Here is an 11,891-nt window from a genome sequence, read left to right on the forward strand (position 1 = left end):
AGATTCTCCTTATTCCACTGAGCTAAGTGCATCAAGTGGATTGATTTTTTTAATTTTAAAGTGGAATATAAACATCATCGCCACATTTATAATAGCTGTTATTATAGCTGAGTATAAAAATGGTCTAAATGTCAAGTGTTCAGGAAGCATTGCCATGTACGGCACAACTATCTGAATTACAGTGTAGTGGAGTAGCTTTCCGACGGCAAGACCAACGGCTATACCAATAGCTGCTAATATATAAGTCTCTTTGTAAATATATATTGTCGCCTCTCTTGGTTGGAAACCAAGCACCTTAATCGTCGATACTTCCCTTATTCTTTCTTCTATGTTTATATTTGTTAAATTGTAAAGTACAACGAGTTCGAGTATTGTAGATACAACAAGTATTACAAGCTCAACCTGTTTTATTGAATACAAGAACTGATTTAAGTGAACTCTTGAATCGTGCATGTCTGTCACATTCATTACCGATTTATTTTTAATGTGGTTTTGTGCAAATTTTTCTATATCAAAGTTTTTATTAAATTTAAATAAATCAGTATTAGGAACAAATCGAGATCCAGTTACAGTCTCATAATAGTCCTTGTTCATGACCATGAAGTGTCCAAGATAAAGTTCACATATTCCAGAAATTTCTACGTCAAATTCATTTCCATAGACGTCTTTAATTCTAAGAGTGTCGCCTACTTTTAATTTTTTAATTTTTGCAAGCTTCTCAGATACTACTGCGCCTCTTTTACTTAAATCTAAAACTTCTCCAGTTGAAGTATCTTTTGCAGCGAAGTAATTGCTAAAATTATTTAAGTCATCAGGCACAAGCACATTTATCTCTTGATCTGTTTCTTTATATTCTGTTGTAAAAATTTCATCATAAACTCTTGTATAGTCATAATGTTCTTTGTCTATTTCTTCTCTGTACTTGTCATAATCATCTGGGAAAAGCTCACTGTCGTATAGAACTTGTACATTGTATTTAATTATGTTGTCAAATTGAAGAGTCTCAACATCTTTTACAACATCGGCAATTCCAAATCCAAGTACTAATAGAGCCGCGCAACCAAGTACTCCCAAAATAGTCATGAGCATTCTCTTCTTTGATCTGAATAAATTTCTTGCAGTAACTTTTGATAGAAAAGACATGTGATCCCAGATAAATGGAATTTTTTCAAGCAAAATTCTATTTCCCTTTGCCGGTGGCTTTGGTCTTAATAGCGCCGCAGTTTTTTCTTTTACAGTTTTATTTACTGATAAAGCTGCTGCAACTGCAGTAAAGACAAATCCAACTATTATGGCAAAAATCATCTTGAGTGGGAACATCTTTATCAACAAGTTCTGTTCAAAAATAGTCTTCGTTGAATAGGCATTTCCTATAATATATGGAAGCACGTAGGATCCTGAAACTGCCCCGAGCACACCACCAATTAGCGATGCGAGCATTCCATAGATAAAGAATTTTTTTGCAATTTCTTTATTTGGATAGCCGAGTGCCTTATAAGTTCCAATAATAGTTCTTTCATCTTCAACCATTCGCGTAATAGTTGTAAAGGAAACGAGAAGTGTGATTGCAAAGAAGAACACCGGGAATATTAGAGACAGTCCGTCAACTCTTTCTGAATAATCTATATAGACATTAATATCTCCCATTAAATGTCTTGGAGTTATTGTATAGCGAGGAGCTTTAATTAATGAAAGGTATCTCCTTCCGTCCTTAATGTCCTCTCTTGCCTTTTCAATTTCAACTTTGGCATCTTCTGATTTATCCTTGTACTCACTCTCTCCCTTTGCTAAATCTCTTTCGCCTTTGTAAAGTTTATTTTTAGCATCATCGAGTGTGTTTCTTGCTTTGCCAAGTTCTTCATCAAGTCTATCTTCACCTTTATGAAGTTGTTCTACTCCTAATTCATATTCTCCCTAGCCTCTTTCAAGTTTTGCCTTAGAGTCCATGAATTTGTCGTAGTTTTCTTCGTATTCTCTCTCGCCCTTTTCATATTCTCTCTTGCCATCTTCTAATTTTCTCTCAGACGAGTTTATTTCATCTTTAGCATCGGCAAGCTGTCTTTTTGCATCTTCAATTTTTCTTCTATTATCTTCAAGCTCACTTTTATTTCTTGCGTATTCTCTTTCGCCTGCTTCGGCTTCTCTTATTCCTTCATTTAATTGGTCTTCTGCTTGCCTTAGCATCTCTTTTGAGGAGTCGAGCTTTGCCTTTGCAGCTGCAAGTTCTTTTTCAGAGTTTTCTATTTTATTAATTCCGGCTTCCGCTTCATTTATTTTTGCTTTAACTCTTGCAACATCTTCTATTACAGCAATTTTAAATCCATCGGGAAGTTTAGAATTTATTTCATCGAGAGCTTTTTTAGTGTCATCAATTGCCTTTAGTCCTAAATTTACTCCATCAAGTTTTTTGCTTGCGTCTTTTCGCTTAGATTTTAAGTCGGCTAACGCGGCTTCATCTTCAGGAGTTTTATCAGGCTTTAATTCTAAAGAACTAATCTGTGCATCAAGATCCCTAATATTATCTTCGAGATTTCTTTTATCTTCTAATAATTTATCTTTATTGTCATCCAAAGTTGGAGCATTTCTTAGAATCTCTTCGGCCTTTCTAACGGCGAAGCTCGCACCACCTATGGCATCTTTGGCATCTTCATAGCTCATGTTCATTTCACTTGCTATTCTTCTTTTGCCATCCTCAAGCTGTCTAAGTCCGTCTAGATATTTTTCTTTGCCGTCTCGATACTCCCTCATTCCATCGTCAAGTTTTCTCTTGGCAATGTCAATTTTGTCCCAACCATCGTCTAATTTCTTTCGTCCTTCGCGAAGCTGTTCTTCACCTTGTACTAAAGCTTTTTCTCCAGCTTCAGCTTCACCCAAGCCTCTTTGGTACTCTTCCTTACCTTCTGTTAATTTTCTTTCTCCATCGTCAATTTCTCTTTTGGATTTTAAAAGCTTGGATTTTCCCTCTTTTAATTTTTTATCTCCATCGGCAAGTTCGACTTCGCCCTTGTCGATGTCTCTCTTTGCTTTGTAAAGTTTATCTCTTGAGTTTGCAATTTCCTTCTCGCCCTTGGATTTTTCGGAATAATATTTGTCTAAACCTTCCTTATAATCCTCTCGGCCCTTGTTTAAATCTTCGCGGCCCTTTACAAGCTTATCCTTTGCATCAGCAAGTTTAGTCTCTGCGTCATCAATTTTATCTTCGCCCTCTTCAATTTCACCGGCTATCTCAGCTTTCATGGCAGATAGTCTATCGATTGGGCGATACTTCATGTCAATTCTTAACGCATTTTCCTTCTGCTTCATTATTTCTCTATATTCTTTGTCAGAAGTCTTGTAATCATCGAGTCCATCAAAATTTAACTTTGCAATTGTTGGCTTGCCACTAAAATTATCTGGCAAAATATATCCAAAGCCCGAAATCTTCCCATATCCACGCTCTGAATATCCTCTATCATCAGTCTGTATGTGGTCTAAGCTATTTGCATAGCCGACAACTTTAAAATCATATCTGTCTAAATCATTTTTGTCATTCTCATCATCATCTTTATCAAATGAAATTGTAGAACCTATTGGATGATCTTTTTTCATCTCAAAGTCCAAAATAATTTCATCATTATTTTTTAAATTTCTTCCCTCTACTATTTCTGGCATGGAAATTTCATAAGGGTAATTTAGAAGTTTAATTACAACAGCCTCTCCCTTAATGAACATGTCCTTGTCATATCCATACTCAAGCTCGTTAATATCTCTTTGGTCTTCAATTATGGACATATCTTCATTTTCAAACCCCGATGGGCATGTGACAATCATATCTGCATAATTTAGCGTATTGATTTTTTCTTCTAAAGAACCCCTCATAATTGGGCCAGTTGAGATAAGTCCCACTAATACAAAAACTCCAAGTGCAACGATAAGTAGAATCGAGATGAATTTGTGAATTGTATTTCTTATTTCTCTTGTAATATCTTTTGTTGAAGCTTTCACTTCACACCTACCATTCTATCTCCATAATGTTCTTTGGATTTTTGTTAATATTTACATTCTTAATCTTAGCATCGCTCATCTCAATGAGCCTATCGGCACTATTTTTAATTGCCGAGTTGTGTGTAATTACAACAACTGTCGTATCAGTCGTCTTTGTAAGATCTTGTAACATTTTTAAAATCTGCTTACCAGTATTATAATCTAGCGCACCTGTCGGCTCGTCACAAAGAAGTAGTTTTGGACTCTTTGCAATAGCACGTGCAATGGAAACTCTCTGTTGCTCGCCGCCTGATAATTGCGACGGGAAGTTATTCATTCTGTCCTTAAGCCCAACGGCTTTTAAGACTTCTTCTGGATCTTTTGCGTGCTCGACAATTTGCGTGGCAAGTTCTACATTTTCAAGAGCAGTTAAGTTTGGAATCAAATTATAAAATTGAAAGACAAATCCCATGTCATATCTTCTATAATTAGTAAGCTCTCTGTCGCTTAACTTCGAAATGTCCTTTCCATCGACAAATAGATTTCCCTTAGTCGGCCTATCCATTCCGCCAAGAATATTTAAAAAAGTTGATTTGCCCGCGCCACTTGCGCCTAAAATCACGGCAAATTCATTTTTTTCTATTTCAAAATTTAAATCTTCATTTGCAGTTATAGATGTCTCTCCTGCTTGATATACTTTATAAAGATTTTTCACTTCAATAAATGCCAATTTAATCACCTTTTACATTTATACCTTTTACCAATTATAACAAAACTTATTTAATTAAACTAAACTTTGACACAAATTATTTAAGTTAAGTTTAGATTACATAAATTTTTGCATTAAAAAACCACCCTAAGGTGGTTACTTAATATCTCAAAGACTCGCGAATCCTTTTGTCTTCCTCACGTCTTTTAATTGTCTCTCTTTTGTCCCAAAGTTTTTTACCTTTACACTTTGCGATTTCAACTTTGACTCTTCCCTTTACTAAATATAATTTTAGCGGGATTATAGTGTAGCCTTCAGTTGTCTTTACTTGCTCGAGCCTTCTTATCTCTTGCTTGTGCATCAAAAGTTTTCTCTTTCTAGTTGGATCAACATTATTTCTGTTTCCTTGCTCATAAGGACTTACGTGCATGTTAAAAATAAAAATTTCTCCATTCGAAATGTCGCAGTAAGCATCTTTTAAATTCGCTTGTCCTGCTCTTATTGATTTAACTTCTGTTCCCACAAGCTCAATCCCAGCTTCATATCTATCTTCTATAAAGTATAGGTGTCCTGCCTGTTTATTTCTGGCAAGCACATTATCCGCTACTTTTTTACTCATATAAATCACCAACTAATTTAAAATCAATTGTTCCCATATTGAGATCGACATTTGAGACTTCAATCTTCACTTCATCTCCAATGTGAAACTCAATCTTTGTCTCGTAATCAATTGCTTTGTAATTCTCAACATCGAATTCAAAATATCCGTCCATGCTCTTGTAGCTCACAAGTCCTTCGACTAAGTTTGGAAGTTCTACAAACATTCCAAAACTTGTGATACTTGAAACAAATCCGTCGTACTCTTCTCCAATTCGCTCAGACATATACTCTGCCATCTTTACAGATTCAACTTGTCTTTCTGCATCTTGAGCTTTCTTTTCTGTGTCTGATATATGATCTGCAATCTCTGGAAGTTCTGTCTCGAGTCTTAAAAGAGTTTTAGGACTAAGTTTATATGCAATATCTTTTTTTATAATTCTATGAACAGTTAAGTCGCAGTATCTTCTAATTGGCGAAGTAAAGTGTGTGTAATGTTCAAATGAAAGCCCAAAGTGAATATCTTGGTAGGCTGAGTACTTTGCCTTTTGCATTGCACGAAGTGTAAGAGTCGAAATAAATAACTCTTCCTTTTTGCCTTTAACTTTTTTTAGAAGTTTTTGTATGTCCATTGGACTTACTTCTTTGTCGAAATTAAGTGCATAACCAAGTGGTCTAATATATGAATTTAACTCGGAAATTTTTTCGTTCTCAGGTCTTTCGTGAACTCTATATAGAAATGGAATCTCCTTGTAGAAGTATCTCTTTGCAACGCACACATTGGCAAGAAGCATAAAGTCTTCAATTAATTTATTGGCACTTCTTCTGTCCTTTTTGTAAATATCTGTAGGCCATCCGTCTTCATTTACTTCAATTACAACCTCTGGAATATCAAAGTCAATTGCACCGCCTTCTTCTCTTCTTTTTTGAAGAGTCTTAGAAAGTTCGTACATATTTAATAGAATATCTTGAAGTCCTTCGATTGACGGAGAAACTTTCCCATCTTCCAAAAAGTCTGACACATCTTCGTAGACAAGTCTTCTATTAGAATTAATTACAGACTCTACGATTTCATATTTTTTTACCTTGCCAGTCTTATCTACATTCATCATACAGGAAAGAGTTAGCCTATCGACGCCTTCATTTAGCGAACAAATTCCATTTGAAAGTTCAAAAGGAAGCATCGGTATTACTTTATTTAATAGATAAACGGAGTTTCCCCTCTTGTAAGCTTCTCTTTCAATTTCAGAATTTTCGTCTACATAGTGAGCAACATCTGCAATGTGAACTCCAAGTCTATAGTCGCCGTTTTCTAAAACTTCAAGTGATACTGCATCGTCAAAGTCTTTTGAATCGGCACCATCAATAGTAAATGTAGTTAGATCTCTAAAGTCCTTCCTGTATTCCAAATCTTCTTCTCTTACTTCTTGTGGAATTTGTTTTGCCTCAGACATTGCTGATTTTGAAAAGTCCATTGGAAGCTCCATTGCAGCAGCAATAGACATGATGTCAACATGGGGATCAGTTGGATAACCCAAGACTTCTATTATCCTTCCCTCTGGTTTTTTAGTTCCAGTTGGCCACTTTTCTATTTTTACTACAACTTTTTGACCATTTCTTGCGCCATAAATTTTTTTCTTTGGAATGTAGATATTCATTGCAAGTTTACTCTCATCTGCAATTACAAATCCAAAGTCCCTTTTGTCTTCAAAAATTCCAACTACTTTGTTGTTAGCTCTTTTTACAACAGAGACGACTTTGCCCTCATCTCTATCGCCAGACTTGTCATCGTATTTTTTTACGATTACTTCGTCTCCATTTAGAGCTGTTGAAAGATTGTTTTTAGATATATAAATATCTTCGTCAAGATCTTTACTCATCAAAAAACCAAATCCCTTAGAGGTAGTTTGAACTTTTCCATAAAAATATTTCTTATTGTCTACTACTTTGTACTTTTCTCTCTTATCTAAAAATATTAGACCTTCATTTTCCATCTCATCTAATATTTTTTTAAATCCTTTTTTCTCTTTATTCTTTATTCCAAGATGCTTCATAAGGTCATCTTTAGAAAGGGGTTTCGATTCTTCGATAATTTTAAAAATCTTTTCTTTAATCATTTAAATCTTTGCTCCATAGCTTGTCATGTTAAATAGGTTTGAATCTATTGAATACATATTGTCTAATTTATCTTTGCTTCTTTCTTTTCCCAAATCTATCAGCTTTGTAATAAGATCTTTTAAATTTAATCCATTTACTTCATATAAATAAAATGCAATTGAGCCAGGAAGTGTGTTGATTTCATTTACATAAGCTTTATCGCCATCAACTAAAAAGTCGATTCTTGCAACTCCACATCCGTCGATTGCTTTAAAAGATTTTAGTGCAAGATCTTTTATTTGTTTATCAAGACTCTCACTTAGCTCTGCAGGAAGTTTTTTTGCTTGATTCTTTTGACTGGACTTGGCGCCCTTTGAACCAGCAACATACTTGTCTTCGTATTTTAATAAATCTTTAAAACCAATTGGCTCTTCGCAAGCTGAAAGAGTCAAATCATTTTCGTAACCGAGAACTGCAATGTTAATCTCTCTTGGATTTTCTACAGCCTCTTCGACAATTATTTTTCTGTCGTAGCTTGATGCAACTTCAAGAGCTTTAGAAAGTTCAAGGGCATCTTTAACTTTATTAATTCCAATTGATGAGCCCAAGTTTGCAGGTTTTACAAAAAGTGGGAATTTTAAATTCTCACATCTTTTAACAACTTTTTCTAAATTATTTAGTTCATCTCTGTAAAAATATTCATACTTTGTCATTGGAATATCTTCTGATTCAAAGACTTTTCGCATTGTAACCTTGTCCATTCCAACAGCAGCACTCATTACGCCACATCCAGTGTATGGCATTCCCATAAGTTCAAATAAACCTTGAGTGCATCCGTCTTCTCCAAAAGTTCCGTGAAGTGCAAAAAATATTAAATCTATTTTTTCATAAACTGCCACTTCATCGTATGCTGCTTGAAAAAGTTTTTTATCATTGTGCTTTATATAGTATAAATTGTGATTTCCATATTCTGGTTTGAAGAAAACTTCTGCTGCGTCTTTAAAGTCACCTGTCTTGTAACTTTTGAAGTTCTTTAAAGACTCACCAGTCAAAAACTTTCCTTCTTTTGTAATATAAATTGGTATTGGATTGAATTTACTTTTATCCATGTTTTCAATAATTTGCATACCTGTTATTACAGAAACTTCGTGCTCAACAGATCTGCCTCCAAAAATCACACCAATATTTTCCATTATATTCACTCCTCGTTATAATTATCTGGCAGGTCATTTTCAAATAATATTACATCGCCAGATTTTGAAATTTGAGCTAAAACTTCAGTAGCCTCTGTAAGAGTACTCACTGGAAAAATATTTTCCTTATTAAATCCTTCGGCTATGAGTCCTCTATATATTGGTTCTGTTCTCTTTTTGCCCACTAGAATTGCAAAGTCAACGACTTTTGCCATCTCATGTCCTATTTTTTCATTTTCTTTTACTTCTATATCTCCAAGTTCAACCATTCCTGGAGTAATAATTATTTTTCTGTGGTCTTTAAATTCACATAAAACATCGAGTGCCGCCCTAAATCCAACTGGGTTTGAGTTAAAGGCATCGTCGATTACGATTGTCCCGTTGTTTGTGTTCATAAGGCTTAGTCTGTGCTCAACTGGCTCGACCTTCTTAATTCCATTTGCAATTTCATCAAGGCTAAGTCCCAAAACATGAGCTGCCGCTGCTGATGCTAGAAGGTTTGAAATATTGTGCTTTCCTAAAAGTTTTGTCTGGCACATTATATTTCCTTCGCCCTTAATATTTAATCTAAATTTAGATCCCTCTTCTGAAACAGAAATTTCATCGGCGTATACGTCAAGCTTTTCGATATTTTCCATTCCATATCTATAAGTCTTTTTTAAAGTCTTATCAGCAAGTGGCTTTACATAGTCATTGTCATAATTAAAAATTGCAATGCCATCTTGTGGCAGATCCTCTATAAGTTCGTACTTAGTCCTTTGAATGTTTTCTATTGATTTAAATAGATGCATATGTGTTGGGCCAATTGCAGTTATTATTCCAATGTCTGGTTGCACAAGTTGGCTAACTTCGTGAATTTCTCCTGGCACTTTTGCACCAAGTTCTGCTATAAAAACTTCTCTATCTGGTTCAAGTTCATTGTTGATTATTTTTGAAAGACCCATTGGAGTATTAAAAGATGATGGAGTGTTTTTAACTTTTAAAGCTTCTGAAAGTATGGTATCAGATATAAATTTAACTGAAGTCTTTCCAAAAGATCCAGTAATTCCCAACACTTTTAATCCGTAATTTTTCTTATAATCTTTAATTTTCTTTTGTGCAGAGTCAAAAAATCCTTGGTTTATTTCTAATTCTTTTGGAAGGGCAAGCTTATTTGAAATAAGTAGAACTCTTGCCTCAAAAAAATAAATTAAAAATGATGCAACTAGGCATACTAAAACAGCAACTAAAGCATTTTGACTTATGTTGTAAATAATTAGAGAAATTATTACAGCAACAACAAAAAACACAAAGTTTACTTGTTTGTGTTTTTTCAAAAGTCTCTTTGCTCTATCTGTCCACACAAGTGGAGTTTTTTGATTTTCTTCTTTTTTGTAGACTAATTTATTAATCTTATTTTTATTTGCATTTAAAAAATTTTTATACTCATCATTGTCATATCCCTCAAGCTGAAGCATATGAATTGGATAATTGCTTCTTATATATGAATAATATATAAAAAAGCATAAAATTAAAAAATCTAGTATTATAACTTTTAACATAATATCTCCTAATCTAAAAACGAATTTAAAACTGCATTAAATGTTCCAAAGTCATCAATGTATGAATAGTGACCGGCTCCCTTTAAAACTACAAGGCCAGAATTTTTAATCTTCTTCTCAAAAACTTCTGCCATATACATTGGAGTTGCGTCGTCATTTTCGCCCCAAATTAAAAGAGTTTCAGCATTAATTTTAGGAAACTCTTCTTCTGTAGACTCATTTACAACTTTTACAAAACACTTGCGCATAATCCCATCGGCGTTTTGATAATCGTCAGAACCATGTTTTTTGTAAAATTTCTTAAGGCTCTCTTCATCATTTCCGTGGGTAAGTAAGTAAAATTTCTTCGCAATTTTAAAAGAATAGACTTTTAAATAGTAACTGAGCTTTCTCTTTGGAAGAACTCCAGATGCATCTATTAAAACTAATTTTTCAATTTTTTCGTCATTCTTTGCACCTAGGATTGTAAGAGTTTTGCCGCCAAATGAATGTCCAATAAAAGTTGCCTTATCAATATTAAACTTTTCCAAGAAAGCGAGCAAAAATTCATAATAGTCATATGTGCCCATCACAAAATTGGGATCATCACTATCTCCAAATCCCGGTGCATCATAAGCATACACTGTATACTCACTTGACACAGAATTAATTATTGGTGTGATGCTTTCAATATATGCGCCCCAGCCATGCAAGATGACACAAATTTTTTCGCCGCCATCTCTTTTTATATATGCAGTTTTTATTCCATTTATTTCTACAAATTTCTTATCTAAATTCATCTTCATCTTCTTTAATAGTAATTATTTTATAACTTTCATCTTCTTTTTTATAATCATCTGAAAAATTATTTTCATTAGAGAAACTTTTATCTACATAAAGACCGCTCTCTTCGCCACCTTCCAATTCAAGGTGCATCTTTAAAGATGAAACTCTAGATTTAAGTCTATCTATTTCTTTAAAAATTTCATCTAAATCAATTGATTCATCTCTACCTTTGTAGCTTTTGTAAAAATGTTCGCCAACTTTAGAATAAAGCTCATCTATTTTTCTTTCTTCATTTAAAATCTCGTACTTAACTTTTGCGATTTTTTTTATTTTTTTTGACTCACTTATAACTTTTTGCGATAAAAAAGAAATATTTTCTTTAAGATCAGTAATGTTATCGTCAAAATTATCGAATAATCCCAAAAAAATCACCTCGAATCATTCCTATTATACCAAATAATTGTATGTATTTAAATAACAAGGATTGCACTTGTTTTATAAATACATAAGTGGGTAAAAAAATATTGGAGGTGCTTTATGGAAAAATTAACATTATACGTTGGCACTTATTGCCCGTTTTGTAAAAAAGTTGAACACTTTATGGAACAAGAAAATATCACATCTGTTGAAATAAAAAATATTGACGAAGATGCAGATGCAAGAGAATATTTAGTTGAGAAAGGTGGCAAAAAACAGGTCCCTTGTCTATTCATTAGTGACAAACCACTTTATGAATCACTTGATATCATTAAATATCTAAAAGAAAATGTAAAATAAATTATAATAAAATTGCTTGAGTTCGCTCAAGCTTTTTTGTTGCTTAAAATTTCAAATTTAAATTTTTATTTATATTTTTTAAAACTATTAAAAACTTTATTATTAACTCTTACAAAACTTTATTATTTAAAAAATTTTACGAATCATATCTAAGTACTTAAATTTTCACAAAACTTATTTACCATCAATATCTTTTGACTGACAAATATTTTTCCACTCACGCATCTATCATATTAAATTTTTATTTAA

General features: G+C 33.4%; 10 protein-coding genes. 1 reads left to right on the plus strand and 9 read right to left on the minus strand.

All coding sequences use genetic code 11. The features are described 5' to 3' along the window. Window positions 1-9: 9 nt before the first annotated feature. The 9 genes from ACOX6R_RS01770 to ACOX6R_RS01810 all read right to left on the minus strand — a co-directional run bounded on the left by ACOX6R_RS01770 (window position 10) and on the right by ACOX6R_RS01810 (window position 11,288). On the minus strand, window positions 10-1,647 hold the full coding sequence (locus ACOX6R_RS01770) for an ABC transporter permease (protein WP_433446621.1): 1,638 nt from the start codon (window positions 1,645-1,647) through the stop codon (window positions 10-12). Window positions 1,648-1,914: 267 nt separating this feature from the next. After that, the gene (locus tag ACOX6R_RS01775; RefSeq protein ID WP_433446623.1) at window positions 1,915-3,984 is read right to left on the minus strand and encodes a hypothetical protein; all 2,070 of its coding nucleotides are present in this window, start codon (window positions 3,982-3,984) and stop codon (window positions 1,915-1,917) included. A 7-nt stretch (window positions 3,985-3,991) separates the two neighbouring features. Beyond that, window positions 3,992-4,693 carry an ABC transporter ATP-binding protein gene (locus ACOX6R_RS01780; RefSeq protein WP_433446625.1) on the minus strand — a complete coding sequence of 234 codons (702 nt, stop codon included), beginning with the start codon at window positions 4,691-4,693 and terminating at the stop codon, window positions 3,992-3,994. Window positions 4,694-4,832: 139 nt separating this feature from the next. Beyond that, a complete protein-coding gene (gene smpB / locus ACOX6R_RS01785) occupies window positions 4,833-5,291 on the minus strand; it encodes an SsrA-binding protein SmpB (protein ID WP_433446627.1) in 459 nt (152 codons plus the stop codon). Then, window positions 5,284-7,386, minus strand: a complete 2,103-nt coding sequence (gene rnr, locus ACOX6R_RS01790) for a ribonuclease R (protein WP_433446629.1) — start codon at window positions 7,384-7,386, stop codon at window positions 5,284-5,286. The genes smpB and rnr overlap by 8 nt, the downstream gene beginning before the upstream one ends. Beyond that, window positions 7,387-8,559 (minus strand): D-alanine--D-alanine ligase family protein, encoded by a 1,173-nt coding sequence (locus tag ACOX6R_RS01795; RefSeq protein ID WP_433446631.1) that lies wholly within the window; start codon window positions 8,557-8,559, stop codon window positions 7,387-7,389. Between the two features lie 5 nt (window positions 8,560-8,564). Further along, a complete protein-coding gene (locus ACOX6R_RS01800) occupies window positions 8,565-10,100 on the minus strand; it encodes a UDP-N-acetylmuramoyl-tripeptide--D-alanyl-D-alanine ligase (RefSeq protein ID WP_433446633.1) in 1,536 nt (511 codons plus the stop codon). A gap of 8 nt (window positions 10,101-10,108) precedes the next feature. Continuing rightward, on the minus strand, window positions 10,109-10,879 hold the full coding sequence (locus tag ACOX6R_RS01805) for an alpha/beta fold hydrolase (RefSeq protein ID WP_433446635.1): 771 nt from the start codon (window positions 10,877-10,879) through the stop codon (window positions 10,109-10,111). Next, window positions 10,866-11,288 (minus strand): hypothetical protein, encoded by a 423-nt coding sequence (locus ACOX6R_RS01810; RefSeq protein WP_433446637.1) that lies wholly within the window; start codon window positions 11,286-11,288, stop codon window positions 10,866-10,868. The genes ACOX6R_RS01805 and ACOX6R_RS01810 overlap by 14 nt, the downstream gene beginning before the upstream one ends. Before the next feature lie 114 nt (window positions 11,289-11,402). On the opposite strand from ACOX6R_RS01810, the gene ACOX6R_RS01815 reads away from it, so the two are divergent. Next, a complete protein-coding gene (locus ACOX6R_RS01815; RefSeq protein ID WP_433446638.1) occupies window positions 11,403-11,642 on the plus strand; it encodes a glutaredoxin family protein in 240 nt (79 codons plus the stop codon). Window positions 11,643-11,891: the final 249 nt, after the last annotated feature.

The organism is Peptoniphilus sp., assembly GCF_050943655.1.
Taxonomy (GTDB): domain Bacteria; phylum Bacillota; class Clostridia; order Tissierellales; family Peptoniphilaceae; genus Peptoniphilus_A.